At 36.2% G+C, this 19,433-nt stretch carries 18 protein-coding genes; 3 read left to right on the forward strand and 15 right to left on the reverse strand.

The genetic code is table 11. The features are described 5' to 3' along the window. Positions 1 to 48: 48 nt before the first annotated feature. Positions 49 to 1,260: an MFS transporter gene (locus PGC35_RS09560; protein WP_375218984.1), complete on the reverse strand. Its 1,212-nt coding sequence runs from the start codon at positions 1,258 to 1,260 to the stop codon at positions 49 to 51. Positions 1,261 to 1,434: 174 nt separating this feature from the next. Here PGC35_RS09560 and thrC point away from each other — a divergent pair, with 174 nt between their 5' ends. Together thrC and thrB are read left to right on the forward strand one after the other, a co-directional pair. Beyond that, a complete protein-coding gene (thrC, locus tag PGC35_RS09565) occupies positions 1,435 to 2,490 on the forward strand; it encodes a threonine synthase (protein ID WP_375218985.1) in 1,056 nt (351 codons plus the stop codon). Beyond that, on the forward strand, positions 2,487 to 3,410 hold the full coding sequence (gene thrB / locus PGC35_RS09570) for a homoserine kinase (RefSeq protein WP_375218986.1): 924 nt from the start codon (positions 2,487 to 2,489) through the stop codon (positions 3,408 to 3,410). The genes thrC and thrB overlap by 4 nt, the downstream gene beginning before the upstream one ends. A 42-nt stretch (positions 3,411 to 3,452) precedes the next feature. Here thrB and zupT read toward each other — a convergent pair whose 3' ends face one another. From zupT to PGC35_RS09620, 10 genes are all read right to left on the reverse strand, one after another. Next, on the reverse strand, positions 3,453 to 4,262 hold the full coding sequence (gene zupT, locus PGC35_RS09575) for a zinc transporter ZupT (protein ID WP_056831147.1): 810 nt from the start codon (positions 4,260 to 4,262) through the stop codon (positions 3,453 to 3,455). A gap of 87 nt (positions 4,263 to 4,349) precedes the next feature. Further along, a complete protein-coding gene (locus PGC35_RS09580; protein WP_375218987.1) occupies positions 4,350 to 5,003 on the reverse strand; it encodes a uracil-DNA glycosylase in 654 nt (217 codons plus the stop codon). Positions 5,004 to 5,071: 68 nt separating this feature from the next. Then, entirely contained in the window at positions 5,072 to 5,677 is a 606-nt protein-coding gene (locus tag PGC35_RS09585) for a phosphatase PAP2 family protein (RefSeq protein ID WP_375218988.1), read from the reverse strand. 171 nt (positions 5,678 to 5,848) lie between these two features. Beyond that, complete coding sequence (locus tag PGC35_RS09590; RefSeq protein WP_375218989.1) at positions 5,849 to 6,157, reverse strand: antibiotic biosynthesis monooxygenase; 309 nt, start codon at positions 6,155 to 6,157, stop codon at positions 5,849 to 5,851. A 1-nt stretch (position 6,158) separates the two neighbouring features. After that, positions 6,159 to 7,148 carry a siderophore ABC transporter substrate-binding protein gene (locus PGC35_RS09595; protein ID WP_053591606.1) on the reverse strand — a complete coding sequence of 330 codons (990 nt, stop codon included), beginning with the start codon at positions 7,146 to 7,148 and terminating at the stop codon, positions 6,159 to 6,161. Positions 7,149 to 7,169: 21 nt separating this feature from the next. Then, a complete protein-coding gene (locus tag PGC35_RS09600) occupies positions 7,170 to 7,931 on the reverse strand; it encodes an iron ABC transporter ATP-binding protein (protein ID WP_375218990.1) in 762 nt (253 codons plus the stop codon). Further along, on the reverse strand, positions 7,928 to 8,881 hold the full coding sequence (locus PGC35_RS09605; protein ID WP_056830965.1) for an iron chelate uptake ABC transporter family permease subunit: 954 nt from the start codon (positions 8,879 to 8,881) through the stop codon (positions 7,928 to 7,930). Before PGC35_RS09605 ends, PGC35_RS09600 begins: the two co-directional genes overlap by 4 nt. Further along, a complete protein-coding gene (locus PGC35_RS09610; RefSeq protein ID WP_375218991.1) occupies positions 8,874 to 9,824 on the reverse strand; it encodes an ABC transporter permease in 951 nt (316 codons plus the stop codon). The genes PGC35_RS09605 and PGC35_RS09610 overlap by 8 nt, the downstream gene beginning before the upstream one ends. Positions 9,825 to 10,345: 521 nt before the next feature. Beyond that, a complete protein-coding gene (locus PGC35_RS09615) occupies positions 10,346 to 11,191 on the reverse strand; it encodes a DUF6612 family protein (protein WP_375218992.1) in 846 nt (281 codons plus the stop codon). 73 nt (positions 11,192 to 11,264) lie between these two features. Further along, positions 11,265 to 12,752: a peptide MFS transporter gene (locus PGC35_RS09620; protein WP_375218993.1), complete on the reverse strand. Its 1,488-nt coding sequence runs from the start codon at positions 12,750 to 12,752 to the stop codon at positions 11,265 to 11,267. 197 nt (positions 12,753 to 12,949) lie between these two features. On the opposite strand from PGC35_RS09620, the gene PGC35_RS09625 reads away from it, so the two are divergent. After that, a complete protein-coding gene (locus PGC35_RS09625) occupies positions 12,950 to 14,668 on the forward strand; it encodes an ABC transporter ATP-binding protein (RefSeq protein ID WP_375218994.1) in 1,719 nt (572 codons plus the stop codon). A gap of 73 nt (positions 14,669 to 14,741) precedes the next feature. On the opposite strand, the gene hflX is transcribed toward PGC35_RS09625, so the two are convergent. From hflX to PGC35_RS09645, 4 genes are all read right to left on the reverse strand, one after another. After that, positions 14,742 to 16,013 carry a GTPase HflX gene (gene hflX, locus PGC35_RS09630; protein WP_375218995.1) on the reverse strand — a complete coding sequence of 424 codons (1,272 nt, stop codon included), beginning with the start codon at positions 16,011 to 16,013 and terminating at the stop codon, positions 14,742 to 14,744. Positions 16,014 to 16,024: 11 nt separating this feature from the next. Then, positions 16,025 to 16,771, reverse strand: a complete 747-nt coding sequence (locus PGC35_RS09635; protein ID WP_053591598.1) for a VOC family protein — start codon at positions 16,769 to 16,771, stop codon at positions 16,025 to 16,027. Positions 16,772 to 17,011: 240 nt separating this feature from the next. Beyond that, entirely contained in the window at positions 17,012 to 17,428 is a 417-nt protein-coding gene (locus PGC35_RS09640) for a VOC family protein (protein WP_375218996.1), read from the reverse strand. Positions 17,429 to 17,748: 320 nt separating this feature from the next. Further along, the gene (locus PGC35_RS09645; protein ID WP_375218997.1) at positions 17,749 to 19,380 is read right to left on the reverse strand and encodes an AMP-binding protein; all 1,632 of its coding nucleotides are present in this window, start codon (positions 19,378 to 19,380) and stop codon (positions 17,749 to 17,751) included. Positions 19,381 to 19,433: the final 53 nt, after the last annotated feature.

Below are 19,433 nucleotides of genomic sequence, written 5' to 3' on the forward strand. Positions count from 1 at the left end.
AACAAAATAAAACCTGCTCCCTTTAAGGAACAGGTTTTATATATTTAGTTAGTCTAATTCCACTTGTTTTGTTTCTGTACCAAGGAAGAGTACTGCTAAAACGCCAATTACTATGGCCACACAGAAAATGCCAAAAATATAACCAATTTCGTAGCCAGCAGTTACAAGAGAACCAACCAACAAAGGTCCTAAAATCCCACCAATACGCCCAACGGATGCAGCCATTCCGGAACCAGTTCCGCGTATTACTGTAGGATACTGTTCTGGTGAATAAGCATACAAAGCACCCCAAGCTCCTAAGTTAAAAAATGAAAGGAGCATACCTGAAATGATTAATACAGCTGTTGAATCAGCGGAACCAAAAACTAGTGCACTCGCTGCTGTTCCAAGTAAAAACGTTATCAATACAAATTTACGACCTGCCTTTTCAATTAACCAAGCAGCTGTAAAGTAGCCAGGTAATTGAGCAAGAGTCATTATTAATACATATTCAAAACTTTTTATCAAATCGAATCCCTTCATTACCATTACACTTGGTAACCATAAGAACATTCCATAATACGAAAAGACTACCATAAACCAGACAATCCAAAGCATAAGTGTTCTTTTTGCATATTTCTTCGACCATACATCTTTCATATTTTGCATAATTGATCTTGATTGTGTTTCATTGGATACAAAACGCGGAGAGTCTGGTAACTTTAAACGTAAATAAATTGCATAAAACGCTGGTAGTGCCGTAATAATTAAACCTATTCTCCAGCCGTAATTTAAAATTATAAAATATGAAATTAGTGCTGATAAAAGCCAGCCCGCTGCCCAAAAACTTTCAAGTAATACTACTACTCTACCTCTTTCTTTTGCTTCGACACTTTCAGAAACAAGTGTGGATGCAACCGGTAATTCTCCTCCTAGCCCCATTCCAACAAAAAATCGTAGAATTAAAAATGCAGCCAATGTAGTGGTGAGAGCTGATAAACCCCCTGCCACAGAGAACAAGACCAATGTAATCATAAATACTTTTTTACGACCTACTTTATCTGCAAGTACTCCAAATACCAATGCACCAACAGCCATCCCGATTGAATTTATACTTCCAATCCAGCCCATCTCACCAGGAGTCAAGCTCCATTCGGTAGCAAGCGCTGCGATCACAAAGGATAGAATTCCTACATCCATTGCATCGAACATCCAAGCTAGACCCGCAATGCCTAGTAATTTATTTTTTGATAGGGGTTTGTTTTCCTTTATAGTAGCCATTTCCTTCTCCTGTCTTTACACCTGTAATGTTTTTTGTTTACATGATTAGTATAATGCTCGTTTAGCAAACTTTCAATAGAAAGTTTATCTTGTTTTTTAAGTATTATTAAGGTAAAATGTCCTTTATACAAATACATATGTTTATTCAAGAAGAACAGAGAGGCGGAACACAACATGGCTTGGCAAGGTTTAATCGAAGAGTACAAAGATTTTTTACCTGTAACAGATAAAACACCAAATTTAACATTACACGAGGGAAATACGCCTCTTATAAAATTAAATAACTTGTCCAAAGAACTCGGTATTGAACTTTACGGAAAAGTAGAAGGTGCAAATCCTACTGGATCATTTAAGGACCGAGGAATGGTTTTCGCTGTTGCTAAAGCAATCGAAGATGGCAGTGAATGTGTCATTTGTGCATCTACAGGAAATACTTCGGCAGCTGCATCAGCATACGCTGCTCGTGCAGGAATAAAATCGATTGTCGTCATCCCAAAAGGGAAAGTCGCGCTTGGTAAATTAGCTCAGGCATGTATGTATGGAGCTAAAATAATTGAAATTGACGGGAACTTTGATGATGCACTACAAATTGTTAGGAAAGTTAGTGAAACATCACCCGTTGCTTTAGTTAACTCTGTGAATCCATATAGAATAGAAGGTCAAAAAACAGCTGCTTTTGAAATTGTCGACACTTTAGGCTCTTCACCTGACTTTTTGTGCATTCCAGTTGGAAATGCTGGTAACATAAGCGCTTATTGGAAAGGCTTCAAAGAATATAATGAAGTAAAACAATCAGGTCTACCTAAAATGTTCGGTTTTGAAGCTGAAGGCTCTGCTGCAATCGTTCAAGGTGCTCCAATTGCTAATCCAGAAACGGTTGCAACAGCGATTCGTATTGGGAATCCTGCAAGTTGGTCTTTAGCTGAAGCGGCACGGGACGAATCAGGTGGTATTATTGATTCTGTCACAGACGAAGAAATTCTAAACGCTTATCAATTAATCGCTAATCGCGAAGGGATATTTGTAGAGCCTGGATCTGCTGCTTCTTTAGCAGGAGTTATTAAATCAGTGAAAAGTGGAAAAATCTCCGCAGGAAGTAAAGTGGTTACTGTTTTTACTGGTAACGGTTTAAAAGATCCAGATACAGCGATGAATGTATCTACAGTTGAGTTAGTTTCATTAAAAAATGACGAGGAAGAAATTCGTCAATACATTGAGGGAGTTTTATGAGTAACAAATGGTCCATTTTAATACCTGCAAGCACCGCTAACTTAGGCCCTGGTTTTGATTCAATCGGAATAGCATTGGATAAATACTTAGAAGTTGACGTGGAAGTTTCTGAGAAATGGAAGATTGATAATTTAACAGATAATCTTCCAGAAGTACCAGATCCACAAAATCATTTAATCGTGCAAGCTGCACAAAAAACTGCACAAATACACGGATTAGAATTACCTGCCTGCCACTTAGAAGTCAAAAGTGAAATCCCCCTCGCTCGCGGGATGGGGAGTAGTGCTTCTGCGATTGTGGCTGGAATAGAAGTCGCTAACCAAGTGCTTGATCTTCAGCTTACTTCACAAGACAAGCTAAAAGTAGCAACGTCAATGGAAGGACATCCTGACAATGCAGCTGCCTCTATTTTCGGTGGCTTTACTATTTCATCTTGTGCTGAAAATGGAGAAATTCACGTATTTCATACAGCTAATATTGGTGCTGCTTTTGTTTTGTTCATTCCAAACTTTGAATTAAAAACAGAAAAAGCAAGAAATGCCTTACCTGAAACCTATACACGTAAAATTGCCGCACAAGCAAGTGCTGCTGCAAATTTATTAATAGCCGCTCTTCTATCTCAGTCGTTTGAACAAGCTGGTGTGTATATGGAACAGGATTTATTCCACGAACCATACCGTCTAAACCTTATTCCAGAAAGCAAAGAGATTAAAATTGCTGCGAAAAGAGCCGGTGCATACGGAACCTGTATAAGTGGAGCTGGACCTACCCTTCTCTCTTTGGTGGAAAGAGGAACAGAAGAAGATTTTATCTCTAAGTTAAGTGGTATATTCCCTAACTTCCAACTTGTACCTGTGTCAATCAATCGGACAGGAATTGTTGCATTAAAAAATAAAAAAGGCAGTGCGGTTCTCTCTTAATGAGAACTGCACTGCCTTTATACATTTGAAACATATTCTTTTCTATGCCATTAAAACTAGACTAAGTGCCATTACAAGCATTCCAGCTACGACACCGTAAATAGAAGAATGCGCTTCATCGTATTTTCTTGCAGCTGGTAATAGTTCATCTAACGAAATAAACACCATAATTCCTGCAACAGCGGCAAATACTACACCGAAAACTACACCGTTTAAGAATGGCATTAATATTAAGTATGCAACAAACGCACCCACAGGCTCTGCAAGTCCCGAAAGAAATGATAATTTAAATGCTTTTTTACGATTTCCAGTCGCATAATAAATAGGAACAGCAACCGCAATCCCTTCTGGAATATTATGAATAGCTACAGCTATCGCTATGGCAATCCCTAGATTTGGATCTTGCAACGCAGAAGCAAATGTTGCAATTCCCTCTGGAAAGTTGTGTATTCCGATGGCGAGTGCAGTAAACATACCCATTTTCATTAGTTTTGTGTATTCAGCATTAGTTGGTGTCACATCCATATCTTCTACACTTTTAGCGTCATGTGGGTTGCCAAGGGAAGGTAATAAACGGTCAATAATCGCAATAAAAATCATCCCACCAAAAAAACCAACAATGGTCATCCAATAACCATTTTTCTCGCCTAGCTCCGCTACTAATGAAACTTTTGCTTTCACAAATATTTCAACTAAAGATACATATATCATTACACCTGCCGAGAATCCTAACGCAACAGATAAAAATTTAGTATTTGTTCGAGAAGTTAACAAAGATAGCAAACTGCCTATTCCTGTTGCTAATCCCGCAAACAATGTAAGTAATAGTGCAAAAACAACATTGCCTTCCATTGTACCAACTTCTTTCTTATCAATGATTTCCACTTTATTATACGCATTAAGTTTCCTCGACGCAACATTTTTCAATTGAAGAAAGTATTAAAATGCAGTAGATTTTTTAATATACTCTCCAATATTTAACCAATCCTTTTCTAATATATCTCGATTAGACGGGCGGTAAAAAACTGCGGCAGGATGATACGTAGGCATTATAATATATTCCTCTGTAGACCATTTATATACACTTTCTTTTAGTGAAGCAAGGTGTTGAACGGGATGTTTTATGATTTGGCCATGCATCTCTGACACCGTTGCTTCCTTTCCTAATAGACGCTGGAGTCCTACATTGCCTAAAGTTACAATAACGAGTGGGGAAATATTTTTTAATTCAAAATCGAGAAGTGGTGCGTGAGCAATTATTTCCTGCTGAGTAGGTGGCCTATTATATTTTCTTTTCGTTATTTCCCCATTTCTCATTTTCTTCTCTTTCCACAAATATGGTCTGCTTCTTACAGCACTCGTCATATATACTTCATCTCTCGATAGGTTGATTGTGGCAAGTGATTTTGCTAATTCATTGCCTGCTCTTCCTATGAAAGGTATACCTTCAACTGCCTCATTTTCTCCTGGCGCTTCCCCAATTAACATAATTGTAGGGGTTTGCGGCCCTCTCCCCTTAACAAAACCTTCTACAGGAAAACCTTCTATTCTCTTTTTACCAAGTTTAACTAGTTCATCTGGTAGCTCAAACATATACATTTGCTCCTTTTTTTATTCTACAAGTTAAAAAATCCTCTCCATAAAGGAAAGGACCTTTGTTTCTATTCTTTTTTAAAACTCTTTTTTCTCCATTCGTACCATAAGGCAACCACTACAAACCATGTATACCCTACCATCCATCCAGCAAACACATCTGAAGCAAAATGACGACTCTCTGCAATACGGGATAGACCAATCATCATTGCAAGAAGAACAGCCAAAATCCACGTAAAAATTTTGATTTTATTATTTGACTGATGCTCTGTCAATAAATAGGTAATGGTAAATACATAAAGTAAACCAACCATTGCATGGCCGGAAGGAAAACTAAAGGTCTCTAATTGATGAGGAACATCTGGTCGTTCTCTTTGAATCCACTTTTTTAATAATTGATTTAGCACATTTCCTACACCTACTGAAAATAAAACAAAGAGCATAGCTCTATAATTTCTTGAATGTAACCACAAATAGATAATTAATAGAAGCATAGCTACTAAAATAAACTTTGTTTCGCCAATATAATGAAATAAAGTTATAAAAGCATTTCCTGCAAGAAGTTCGGACATTGTATGATCAATTGCTATAATTTCTTCTTTTGAAACTTTTAGAAACAACATGACAAATCCTACCAAAGTAACTACTCCGAGTGGATAAAACCATTTTTTCACAAAATCCCCTCCTAACAAAAAGTATAAGCTAGATAATATATTATGTACAATCAAAATATAAGCATCCAATTAATAGAGCGATTCGGTTCGTTTATGGAGCGACTTAACATGAAGATTGATCGATTCTGCCGAAAAAAATCCACAAGGTACGTGTACCTTGTGGATTTCAAATTATTTACTTACTTTTACTTCATATACATTTTGGCTGGATTCAATAATATAATCGGGCTTTGGCTTTCCTATATTCGCTTTGTGACCAGCTATATGCTCGGGACTCTTCTCCCAATTCTTCCAGTCTTCTTCTGATGTCCAACCTACTACTACAAGGACTTCTTCTTCCCCACGGCGAACTTTTTTCACTAGAACTTCTAACTTTTCAAAGCCCGGTTGCTTTTCAAGTTTTCCTTCTCCTTGAAAACGTTCTACCACACTAGACGAAAAACCTTCTTTTATAACCATCCGTTTTATTTGATAAAACATATTATTTAATTGCCTCTAGGACTGCATCAATTTTTGCATTTTCCGATTCAATACCGCCACCTGCTAAGTACCAAGCTTCTGGATCCAAATAATATACTTTACCGTTTTTAACAGCATTTGTTTTGCTTACGATTTCATTTTCAATCGCCGCTTTTGTGCCAGACTCACCCTCAGAGGCAACTGCATCACGGTCTACTACGAATAGGATATCTGGATTTTTCTCTAACACATATTCATATGAAACATTTTGACCATGTGTAGAAACTTCTAAATTTTCATCAACTGCTTTAAAGCCGTACACGTCATGTACTATTCCAAAACGTGAACCTGGACCATATGCACTTAGTTCACCTTCAGATGCAAGAACTACTAAAGCCTTTTCTTCAATGCTTTTTGTTTTCTCTGACATTTCTGCAACCTTTGCATCAATTTCTTCTAATGCCTTTGTTGCTTCTGCTTCTTTACCGAAAATTTTACCAGCTAACTCAGTATTAGCTTTGAATGAATTCATGTAGTCAGTAGTATCAACTCCAACATAAACAGTAGGAGCAATTTTACTTAATTCTTCATAAGCGTCTGCTTGACGACCAGAAATGAAAATTACATCCGGATTCATCGTGCTGATTGCTTCAAAGTCTGGCTCTTTAAGTGCGCCAGCATTTTTATATGCAGCTTCATCTGCATATTTGCTTAAATATTTTGGAAGGCTGCTTTGAGATACAGCTGTTACATCAACGCCTAGTGCATCTAATGTATCAAGAAAACCATAGTCAAAAACAACAACATTTTCTGGTTTTTTATCTAGTGTTACTTCTTTATATCCCTCTGGTTGAGGAATAGTTAATGGGAAAACTGATGATGCTTCGTTTGATCCTGTTTTTTCTTCTGAAGTACCTTCTTCTTTAGTTGACGCATCTTCGTTTGATCCACACGCTGCAAGTAATAGAACTAGCATGGCGAAAATCACCGCTAAAAATTTCTTGTTTTTCATCTATATAAACGCTCCTTTTTCTTATGAATTAAAATAAACACAAATTCGACAGCTATTCATTTCTTGTATTGGAATATCCATGTCATAAATTTCTTTTAGTGCATCAGAGTTAATAATTTCATGAGTAGGACCGTCTTTGATCACACGACCGTCCTTCAATGCGACAATATAATCTGAATACACGGATGCAAAGTTAATATCGTGCAATACGATGACAACCGTTTTACCTAGATCTTCCACAAGCTTGCGAAGAATCTTCATAATTTGTACAGAATGCTTCATGTCCAAATTATTTAATGGCTCATCTAGCAAGATGTATTCCGTATCTTGAGCAATAACCATTGCGATAAAAGCGCGTTGGCGTTGACCACCAGAAAGTTCATCTAAATAGCTATCCTCGATATCAGCTAAATTCATATATTCAATAGCCTGGTCGACCATTTTCATGTCTTCTGCATTTAAACGTCCTTTAGAATAAGGAAATCGGCCGAATGACACTAGTTCACGAATCGTTAAGCGTACATTCATATAGTTTGATTGTTTTAATATGGATACGCGTTTAGAAAAATCATCGGATTTCCATTTACTAACATTCGATTTATCCAGTAGAACTTCACCTGTGTCTGCATCCAATAAGCGGCTAACCATTGATAAAAGTGTAGATTTTCCAGCACCATTAGGTCCGATAAAGGATGTAATTTTTCCTGACTGGATATTAACACTTACGTTATCCACTACTGGCTTTTTAGAAAAATACTTTGTTACTTCTTTAACTTGTATCATGATGTAGCTCGACTCTCCTTTAGTAATAAATAAATGAAGTAAATTCCTCCGAGAAAGTTAATTATCACGCTCAGTGTTGTATCAAATGTAAATATACGTTCTACAATCCACTGTCCTCCAATTAGAGCTATTAAACTCATTATGCTAGCTCCAGTAATTAATACCGAATGCTTGTATGTGTTGAAGAATTGGTACGATAAGTTTGCGACGATTAAGCCAAAGAATGTAATAGGACCAACCAGCGCTGTAGAAGTAGCAATTAAAACAGCTGATAGTACGAGCATCGTTTTAACTATTTTGTCATAATCCACACCGAGATTAATAGCATTATCGCGTCCTAGCGACATTACATCCAACTCTCTAATCGTGCGCCAACCATATAGGATGGCTAAGACAATAATAACCATCGCTAACCAAACTAAATCACCGTTTACGTTGTTAAAACTTGCAAACATCTTATTTTGTAAACTTGTAAACTCGTTTGGATCAATAAGTACTTGAAGGAAAGTTGTAATACTTCCTAAAAATGTTCCTAATATAATCCCTACAAGTAGCAAGAAATAGATTGGGCGTTTCCCTGCGTTGAACAAAAAGCGATAAAGTAACAGAGCAAATCCGATCATTGCTATAACAGAAATAAAGAAATTATAGTTTTTGTTTATAACTAAAATCGACATTGAACCAAAGAAGTAATAAATACATGTCTGTACTAACATGTATAACGAATCCAGACCCATTACACTTGGAGTTAATATTCGATTATGTGTAATAGTTTGGAAAATTACCGTAGAATAAGCAATCGCTACCCCAGTAAGTCCCATCGCCAATACCTTTATGGCTCGACGTGGCAATGCATAATCATAGCTTCCATTCAACCCTTGAAACAAATAAAGTACTATAAAAACTATTGCCAAAGCTAGTAATATAATCATTTTTGTTTTGTTACGCATATGCTTTCCCCCTAAACAGCAAGAATAGGAAGATTGCACTTCCGATTACACCAACTGTCATACTAATCGGGATTTCATAAGGAAAGATTAATACCCTACCTAGAATATCGCATATCAACAAGAAAATGACTCCTAGCAACGCAGTATGTGGTAATGTTTTTTCTAAATGATCTCCTTTAAATATGGATACTATATTTGGGATGATTAATCCTAAAAAAGGAATCATTCCAACTGTCAAAACAACAGTTGTAGAGATCAAAGCAACTAGCACTAAACCTAAATTTAATACTCTTTTGTAGGAAAGACCGAGATTTTTTGCAAAATCCTCTCCCATTCCTGCTACAGTAAAGCGATTAGCGTAAATATAGGCAATAATAAGTACTGGTACGCTTATGTAAAGCAATTCATATCTACCTTTTAAAATTAAAGAGAAGTCTCCTTGTAACCAAACGGTGATATTTTGAATTATATTTGATTTGTAAGCGAAAAACGTCGTTATAGAGGCTAAAATATTTCCGAACATCAGACCTACAAGCGGAACAAAAATTGCATCCTTAAATTTAATCCGATTTAGTATTTGCATGAAGAGCAATGTACCTGCTAGTGCGAATATAAATGCAAAAGCGATTTTTTGCATATACGTTGCATTTGTAAATACAAGCATCGAGATTAAAATACCTAAGCGGGTAGCATCAAGCGTACCAGCTGTGGTCGGTGATACAAATTTATTTCTACTAAGACTCTGCATTATTAAACCTGCGATACTCATCCCTGCTCCTGCAAGTATTATGGCGATAAGTCTAGGTAAGCGACTAATGAGAAATATTTGTGTCTCTTCCGAAGTTATATCTAACAAATCCATTGGTGAGATTCTAGTTACACCAACAAAGAGAGATAAGAGAGAAAGTGCGACTAGTGCAATTACAAGATATCTTTTTTTCATAACTATCCTCAACATTTCTATTTGTGAAAGGGCGATAGTGAAAATCATTATCATTTACTCACAGTTTTTATTATAGCACCTTGACAAAACAAGTCAACGCTTAAATGAAAATGATTTTCAATTGATAATACACGTATATGCCAGTTCATCCTATTTTATTTATATGAAGCAATTTCATTTAAAGGAAACTAAATAAATATATTTTAGTTGATTTCCGCTGTAGGCGAACGCTTTCCGCGGGGTGAGCGATAAGTCATCACCGTCGCTATGCGCCGTTTGTGATGACTTATCTGTCTCACTCATCCCGCTGGAGTCGTCGCCTGTAGCTCCAATCAACAAAGTGATATATGTTAGTGTATTTATGAAAAAATACTTTTTGAAATTAACTCATAGTTAATTTTACTATAAAAAATATGTAAAACAAAAAGACTGCCTGTAATTGTCGCTTTTTCGCAACAATTACAGCAGTCTTTTTCGCTATTTTTAATATCGACTTGACGCTTCGCATATACAGTTAAAGCTTAAATTTCTACCGCATTATCAATTACTTCTTGAGGAATAACAATTTCTTCTACTTGATTGAAATTAGAGAAGTCGGATTTCATATCTTGTTTCATATTCATTGTTTCTCCGTCGATTGTCATATCCATATCAAGAATCATATCTACTTTATTTGTTTGGAATGTCTCTTTATCAATATGAATTAAGTAGTTTACGGAATTAATAATCATATCCATTTCAATTTCTTCCACACCAACCATGTTTTGAAGAGCCTCATCCACTTGTTCTTTTACTAACTCGGTGAATTTTTCTCCAGACGCTTCTAAAGTAAGAATATAGTTGTCGTTATCTTGCTCAAAGGTGAAGTCTTCTAAATATCCTTCAATTTGTTTTAATTGATTTGATGGATTAGATTGATCTGTTGTGCTCATTAACTGATTCATCATTTCTTGAGGAAACTTCATCCATTGACCAGATTCTCCCTCATACGTATAAAAAGCATCCTTCGTTATATAGCTCTCCATCTTCATCTCTTGATTTCCCATATTTTCATCAGTAGATTTCATAGATGTTGTTCCTGTTTGGTGAATTTGTAATGGATCAATTATATAATCCATATCCATTAATGAATTAATGTCTAAATTTACGTCTTGTCCAGGCAATTGCATCGTTTGCTTCATATCAATTTTTGCTTTTACACTCTTTAATTCTTCTGAAGCTGCCATTGACTTATCATATACTTCTTGTAAAGTTAACTCACTTTTCTCAGTTACATCCTTCTCATTTGCCGGGGCAGCTGTTTCATTACACGCTGCTAAACCTAATGTTAATGTGGCTACAGCTAAAAGTATCGACCATTTCTTCATATCGTTTATCATCCCTTCCCTATTGATAATAACTTTACGAGGAAAGTTAAGGAAAGGTTTCATTTATTTTCTATTAGTTTACTCCACGCATGTATCTTTGAATAAGTGGTGTTAAGAAGAATAGTAAAAATCCTATTCCAATTGCTACCGCACCTATGACCCCGAAGTAAAGAATTTCATTCTCTGGAGAATAAAATTTAACGACTTGTGCATTGATCGCTTGAGCAGAAGCACTTGTCATAAACCACAAACTCATCGTTTGTGCAGCAAATGCAGTTGGCGCAAGCTTAGTAGTTGTAGATAGACCAACTGGCGAAAGTAATAATTCACCAAGAACAACTAAAAAGAAACTCAATACTAGCCACCATGGACTAACAAGTGATTCAGTCCCATTTACATACGCTGGGATAATCATGACGATAAACGACAGACCACCAAATAATAGGCCGTATGCGAATTTTTTCGGTGTAGATGGTTGTCGATCCCCTAGTTTTACCCAAAGCCAAGCAAACACTGGAGCAAACCCAATGATAAATAACGGATTCAATGATTGGAACCATGCAGGAGATATCTCAAAAGAACCGATCGTTAAATCTACACGTTCGTCTGCATATACCGCCAAGATGCTTGATCCTTGTTCTTGAATTGCCCAAAACATCATCGCTGAGACAAATAACGGAATATACGCAAGTAATCTAGATTTTTCATCTACCGTTGTCTTTTCACTTCTATACATAACGATAAAGTAAAGCGTTGGAATAACAATCCCTAAGATAGATACGGTCATTGTAAATGCATCAAATGTCATAATACCTTGTTCAATTAAAAAGTATCCGATGATTAGAAGTAGTAATACTCCAACCCCAATTCTAGTGAATACTTTTTTGCGCTCTTCTCTTCCCATTGGATTTGGAGCATAAGAGCCGGCTAAACCTAAATACTTTTTCTTTGTAATTAGGAATACTATTAAACCAATTGCCATACCTATAGCTGCAATTCCAAATCCTAAGTGGAAATTATACTCTAGTCCAATTGTTCCGACAATTAAAGGTGCAATAAATGCCCCCATGTTAATACCCATATAGAAAATACTAAAGCCAGAGTCACGACGAGGATCAGTTTCTAAATACAAATCTCCGACGACACTAGAAACATTCGGTTTTAATAAACCCGTACCGACAATGATTAAAGCCATTGAAATAAATAATGGTGTCGTTCCACCAGGAAACGATAACACTATATGTCCAAACATAATGAGGACACCACCGTAAAATACGGTTTTAGTAGTACCAAAAAGTCTATCAGCAATCCAACCACCAATAATTCCAGACATATAAACTAATGAACCGTAGATAGCCATTATCGAGTTAGCTGTAGTACGATCCATCCCTAGTCCGCCTGCTGTTACTTCGTAGTACATATAATAAATTAATATCGCTCGCATTCCGTAGTAAGAAAAGCGCTCCCAAAACTCCGTAAAAAATAGAGACAATAAACCTTTTGGATGCCCAAAAAACCCTTTCTGCGGTACCGACTGAACTATTTCTTCTTTTGTAGCCATGTTTTATACCTCTCTTCTAATTTAGAAAACTCAAAGTAATCAAAAAGTTGTACAGATGTCTGACCTTTGAGCGTTGCTTATAAAAAACATATTATAAACTTCCCTTTTTTTATTGTCAAAAAACATTTACTTATTTCGAATTCTGAAATTATTCTATATAATAGTCGTTATGACATAGGAAAGGAGAGTAGATTTCTGTGCTTAAAAAGTTTTTTGCCTTTTACAAACCGCATAGACGATTATTCATTATCGACTTTAGCAGTGCAGTGTTCGTAGCTATTTTAGAACTTGCATTTCCGGTAGCAGTTCAATGGTTCATTGATGACCTTTTACCAGGTGGAGATTGGAATATGATAGTAAGGGTGAGTATTTTACTATTTATCGTATATATAATAAGTACATTTCTTCAATTTATCGTTAGTTATTTAGGTCATAAACTCGGTATAAATATTGAAACGGATATGAGACAGCAATTATTTAACCATGTACAACGGCAATCATTCCGCTTCTTTGACAATACAAAAACCGGGCATATTATGAGCCGGATTACAAATGACTTATTTGATATTGGTGAGCTTGCCCATCATGGTCCCGAAGATTTATTTATCGCCATTATGACATTGATCGGTGCCTTTGCAATTATGTTCAACATTAATCCAGAGCTCGCAGTGATCGCCATCATTATGGTCCCGTTCTTATCTATTGTTGCTACATACGGAAATATTATGATGAACAAAGCATGGAAGAACATGTACGGTAAAATTGCAGACGTAAATGCTCGCGTTGAAGATAGTGTATCCGGTGTTAGAGTAGTACAATCTTTTACAAATGAAAACTTTGAAATTGCTCGCTTTAAAGAAGATAACGGTCAATTTCGACTAGCAAAACTTATTGCTTATAAAGTGATGGCTGGAACACATTCCAGCATCTATATGATGACTCGCCTTGTAACATTGGTCGTCTTGGTTGTAGGAGCATGGTTCACATACAAAGGGACGCTATCCTACGGACAGCTAGTAAGTTTTGTCCTTTATGTAAACGTGTTAATAAAACCAGTAGATAAAATTACTGCACTTTTAGAACTGTATCCAAAAGGAATGGCCGGATTTAAACGCTTTTTAGAACTTGTTGAGCAGGATCCTGAGGTTCAAGACCGATCGAATGCATTAAATGTATCTCATTTGAATGGAGACATTGAGTTTGAAAATGTCAGCTTTCGCTATGATGAGCATAAATCAGTGCTCGAGAATATTAATTTATCGATAAAAGCTGGAGAAACCGTTGCATTTGTTGGTCCCTCTGGAGCTGGTAAAACAACTATATGCTCGCTCATTCCTCGTTTTTATGATGTGAATGAAGGTGCAATCTCTATTGATGGTTTAAACATCCAGGATGTTACGATGCAATCTTTACGTTCTCAAATTGGTATCGTTCAACAAGATGTATTTTTATTTACTGGTACAATTCGAGAGAATATTGCGTACGGTAAAAAAGAAGCAACGGAAGAAGAAATTCGAGATGCAGCGAGAAAAGCACATTTAGAAGATTTTATCAGTTCTCTTCCAGACGGATATGACACACAAATCGGTGAGCGTGGACTTAAATTATCAGGAGGACAAAAACAACGTCTAGCAATAGCCCGCATGTTCCTTAAAAATCCTCCAATTTTAATTTTGGACGAGGCAACTTCTGCCCTTGATACAGAGACAGAAAAAATCATCCAAAAATCTTTAATGGAGCTTGCAGAAAATCGTACAACCCTTATTATTGCCCATCGTCTTGCAACCATCCGTGATGCGGATCGAGTAATTGTTGTAACCGATGACGGAATTGCAGAAGATGGTTCGTATAGTGAATTAGTAGCGCAGGATGGAATTTTTGCCAGACTTCATAATATTCAGTTTCAAGAAGTATAAGATTCTAATTACCAATAGAAAAAGGTTGCTCGCAAGTAAAAATCCTACTTGTGAGCAACCTTTTTTTTAATCACTACTCGGCATATACAAACTCTACAAAACGGTTGTAATCGGATTGTTTTAATTCTACTTTTACAAGAGTACCCTCTTCTTCATAAGAGGTGGACATAATAGAGGCATGCTCATTTAAATATGACACGATATCTCCTCGATCAAATGGTACGAGTAAAGAACATTGTACATAATTAGAAAAAATATGCTTTTTAATCAATTCGAGCAGCTCGTCTAAACCCGTTCCTTCTTTTGCAGAAATCCAAATATTATTGCCGGATACATGAGGATACTTTAATTCTGCCAAATCTGATTTGTTATATACATAGATAGTTGGTACATCTTCTACCCCGACAGCATGTAAGGTTTCGTTTGTAACCTCCATCATATAGCGGTGCTCTTCATTCGAAACATCTACCACATGGAGAAGTAAATTTGCATTTCGAGCTTCTTCTAACGTTGAGCGGAAAGCTTTGACAAGATGATGAGGAAGCTTACTAACAAATCCTACCGTGTCAGTTAATAAAAACTCTTTCTGATCCTGCAATTTTATTTGCCGAACAGAAGTTTCTAATGTCGCGAAAAGCATATCCTTTTCAAATACTTGCTTCGATTCTTCTTGACCAATTTTATGAAGAAGTTGATTCATAATAGTGGATTTACCAGCATTTGTATATCCAACTAGTGACACAACTGGTATGGCATTTTTCTTCCGTTGCTTTCTTTGTGTTTCTCGTTGGTCCTTTACATGCTCTAGCTCACGTTTTAACTTAGCAATTTGGTCTTCAATTTTACGTCTATCTAGCTCCAACTTCGTTTCCCCAGCACCACGGTTTTTAAATCCGCCGCCAGTTCCCCCACCCTGTCTACCAAGTGATGCTCTTAGTCCTACTAAACGTGGTAACATATATTGGAGCTGGGCAAGCTCTACTTGCATTTGTGCTTCATTCGATTTAGCTCGACGTGCAAAAATATCTAAAATAAGCATCGTACGATCGATTACCTTACATTCTAATTCTTTTTCTAAGTTACGAATTTGGGACGGTGAAAGTTCATCATTAAAAATGACAAGATTTGCTCCTGCTTCTTCATAGAAGTTTTTAATCTCTTCCACTTTACCTGTACCAACATAATGGGATGACGTAACTCTTTCAAGATTTTGTGTCACTTCTCCTACAACTTCCACATTTAACGCTTTAGCTAAGTTGTGTAACTCCTCTAATTCATATTCAAAATGCTCGTCACTTTGCAAATTGACAGCGACGACAATCGCCTTTTCTAATAATTCATCCAAACTGATTCCCCCTATTCGCAAAAACAATAAGTCCCTTGCTCATAATAAATCGGCTCCTGCTTTCCGTGGCCATTTACATATATACAAGCAAGTCTTTCCTGTTCTCCTGTCTCAAGCTTTTTAAAAACTAAATTTGTATTAGCTAGTAGTAATGTTTGGTTATCTTGTTCTTTTATCTCAAAGTAGTTTTTCCATTTATCCATTACTTCCCGAGGATTCCTCACATGAAACTCACAAGTTGAAATAGTCAACTCTAAATTACTATCCACTATTGTTCCGTCCTCTTGTAATAATTGATAGCGTTCTTCATCATCTTCCTGCCATTCAATGAAGAACGGACTCGGTAAATCGTTACTTATTTCTTCCTTTACGAAAAGCATTTTCCACTTACGAACCAACCCACTTGTCGTTTTTCTTTCAGCATGTAAAACTCCGGAGGTTTCTATACCTTTTCGTTCGAGTTGATTAAATAGACTCTCAATGTTTTCAGTTCGAATACAAACTGTTCCAAAACCTGGTTTCGTTTTCAAATCATGTAGTAGAAGATTGATTAATGGATGATTTGCATTTAATGCAATTTCTTCATTTTCTAGTGCAAGCCATTCAATATAACTAGTTTTTGTATAAAGAAGCGCATTATACGTACCCCATCGCGTATGCTGTCCTCCTATAACAGCATGAAACCCATTACCTTTCCACTCTTCTACAACTTCTGTTGGTTTTTTTGTTACAAGATGAACAATGTGATCTAAATACATGAATACACCTCTAATTCTATAAATTTCCTTTGTAATAGTATACAACAAATCCAAAAAGCATCGCTTATAAAAATGATGGTCTATAAGGTCTTTTCAAATCTCTTCGTTGATTTCCACTTCCAGCGACTAGTAATAAAATAACCGTTCTACCTACTGCTAAAGTTATAATAAAAATCATTACAAAAAGCGTCAATCCTCTTGGATCAACGCCTGCTAGTTATTAGAATTTAACTTTAATCTTTAATTTTGAGTGGCTCCCTTTTCATCGTAAAACATTATCTCCCATTGATGACCATCTATATCTTGGAAACTCCAAACATACATAAAACCATGATCAACAGGCTCATAGGATTCTTTCCCACCGGCTTCCAATGCTTTATTTACAATTTCATCTACTTTTTCTTTACTATCTGCCGATAATGCCAAAATCACTTCAGCACTGTTCTTTGTATCTGAAATTTCTTTTTTCGTAAATGTTTTAAAATAATCTTTAACTAACAACATAACATAAATATTTTTATTTATGATCATACACGTTGCATTGTCATCGGTCATATTTGCATCAAATTCAAATCCAATCTTCGAAAAAAATTCAACTGACTTTTTAAGATCTTCTACAGGTAAATTAACAAATATATTGTCTGCTTTTAAACTCAATCTCTGTCACCTCATAATAATTTTTTTATTTATATATGGACCATTCAGACTCCTAATTTTTCACCTAACTATTCATTACCCTTCTAGACCCCAATTATTCAATCATCCTATCCAACAAGTAAGCGGTATTTTCACATCACCTAAACACATTAGACGATAAATGAGAAAATGTGACATTTCTCCACGGTAAAATCTTTAGATAGTACGTAAAATAATATGTGCTACCGATAGATTCCCCACTTTTATTTGTCTCTACTATTATTGAATATGCATCTATACTTTTTATGTCTATTTCCCAGGAAATATGTCGGTAATTATTATTACACTTCAATTTTCTCGTTCGACATTTCTCTTAAAAGGAACTTTTGAATTTTACCAGAAGCTGTCATTGGGTATGAATTGATAAACTCCACATACTTTGGTATTTTATGAAACGATATTTTCCCTTTACAGTACTCTTTTAAATCCTCTGAAGTTAAGCTTTCACCAGCCTTCAAAATGACCCAAGCCATTAGCTCTTCTCCGTATTTGGCATCAGGCACGCCGACTACTTGCACATCTTGAATAGCAGGATGCTGATATAGAAATTCCTCTACTTCTTTTGGATAAATATTTTCTCCACCACGGATCACCATATCTTTGATGCGCCCTGTAATATCGATGTAACCATCTTCATCCATTACAGCAATATCTCCTGTGTGAAGCCAGCCATTCGAATCAATAACAGATTTTGTTGCTTCTTCATTTTTATAATAGCCTTTCATTACAAGGTAACCTCTTGTACAAAGTTCTCCTGGAACTCCTGCCGGTGCTTCTTCTCCTGTCACCGGATCGATAATTTTAACTTCAACTCCAGGGTGTGCTTTACCGACAGAGGAAACCCGTTTTTCAATTGCATCGTCTGTTTTTGTTTGTGTAATAACTGGGGATGATTCTGTTTGTCCATATGCAATTGTAATTTCGGATGCCCCCATATCTTCCATCACTTTTTTCATGACTTCTATTGGACAAATGGAGCCTGCCATAATCCCGGTACGGAGTGTAGATAAATCAAACTGAGTAAATTTTGGATGGTTTAGCTCTGCTATAAACATCGTTGGTACACCGTGTAAGGCTGTACACTTTTCATCTTGTACAATTTGCAGGACTTTTCCCGCCTCGAATTGTTCCGCAATGACCATTGTAGTACCATGAGTAATCGATGCAATTGTCCCCATCACACAGCCGAAACAATGAAAGAATGGAACGGGAATACATAGACGATCATGTTCCGAAAGATGAATATAATCTCCGACAAGTTGTCCGTTATTGACTACATTTTTGTGTGAAAGCATTACACCTTTTGGAAAGCCTGTTGTTCCAGAAGTATATTGAATGTTAATCACTTCTTCATTATTAAGTGATTTAAACGTTTCATCTAAAGTTTCATCAGATACTCCTTTTCCATGAGCAAGTAATTCCGACCAAGTATAGATTCCAGGATACTGATTTCCGCTCATCACAATGACACGTTTAAAATGAGGAAGTTTTTCGGATTGAATATTCCCTTTTTCAGAGTGATAAATCTCAGGACATACCGATCTCAAAATATCTAAATAGGAAGTACCTTTAAAAGACTCACATAAAATTAGGGTAGTAGAATCAGATTGTTGTAATAAATATTCTAACTCTTTTTCTTGATAGTTCGTGTTCACAGTAACGAGTACTGCCCCCATTTTTCCAGTCGCAAACTGACTTAGTAGCCACTCTCTTTTGTTGTCTGACCAAATTGCAACATGTTCCCCTTTTTGTATCCCCATTCCAATAAAAGCTTTTGCTAGCTCGTCAGTTTCTTCATCGAATTCCTTATAAGTTTTTCGGATACCGTGCTCTGGGTAAACATATGCTTCTGTTTCCGGATACTTTCTCGCTGCTTCTTTAACAATTTCTCCTACTGTTTTTTCATTTAACAAACAAATCTCCCCTTTGATTGTTTATATGCAGTATCATTTTATCATAAAATTCT

Origin of the sequence: Psychrobacillus sp. PGGUH221 (assembly GCF_042055255.1) — a bacterium.
Classification (GTDB): Bacteria; Bacillota; Bacilli; order Bacillales_A; family Planococcaceae; genus Psychrobacillus.

Bases quoted from the DNA above. Each gene is read 5' to 3' on its own strand.
- PGC35_RS09560 (WP_375218984.1), bottom strand. From the start codon at position 1,260: ATGGCTACTATAAAGGAAAACAAACCCCTATCAAAAAATAAATTACTA.
- thrC (WP_375218985.1), top strand. From the start codon at position 1,435: ATGGCTTGGCAAGGTTTAATCGAAGAGTACAAAGATTTTTTACCTGTA.
- thrB (WP_375218986.1), top strand. From the start codon at position 2,487: ATGAGTAACAAATGGTCCATTTTAATACCTGCAAGCACCGCTAACTTA.
- zupT (WP_056831147.1), bottom strand. From the start codon at position 4,262: ATGGAAGGCAATGTTGTTTTTGCACTATTACTTACATTGTTTGCGGGA.
- PGC35_RS09580 (WP_375218987.1), bottom strand. From the start codon at position 5,003: ATGTTTGAGCTACCAGATGAACTAGTTAAACTTGGTAAAAAGAGAATA.
- PGC35_RS09590 (WP_375218989.1), bottom strand. From the start codon at position 6,157: ATGTTTTATCAAATAAAACGGATGGTTATAAAAGAAGGTTTTTCGTCT.
- PGC35_RS09595 (WP_053591606.1), bottom strand. From the start codon at position 7,148: ATGAAAAACAAGAAATTTTTAGCGGTGATTTTCGCCATGCTAGTTCTA.
- PGC35_RS09600 (WP_375218990.1), bottom strand. From the start codon at position 7,931: ATGATACAAGTTAAAGAAGTAACAAAGTATTTTTCTAAAAAGCCAGTA.
- PGC35_RS09605 (WP_056830965.1), bottom strand. From the start codon at position 8,881: ATGCGTAACAAAACAAAAATGATTATATTACTAGCTTTGGCAATAGTT.
- PGC35_RS09610 (WP_375218991.1), bottom strand. From the start codon at position 9,824: ATGAAAAAAAGATATCTTGTAATTGCACTAGTCGCACTTTCTCTCTTA.
- PGC35_RS09615 (WP_375218992.1), bottom strand. From the start codon at position 11,191: ATGAAGAAATGGTCGATACTTTTAGCTGTAGCCACATTAACATTAGGT.
- PGC35_RS09620 (WP_375218993.1), bottom strand. From the start codon at position 12,752: ATGGCTACAAAAGAAGAAATAGTTCAGTCGGTACCGCAGAAAGGGTTT.
- PGC35_RS09635 (WP_053591598.1), bottom strand. From the start codon at position 16,771: ATGTATTTAGATCACATTGTTCATCTTGTAACAAAAAAACCAACAGAA.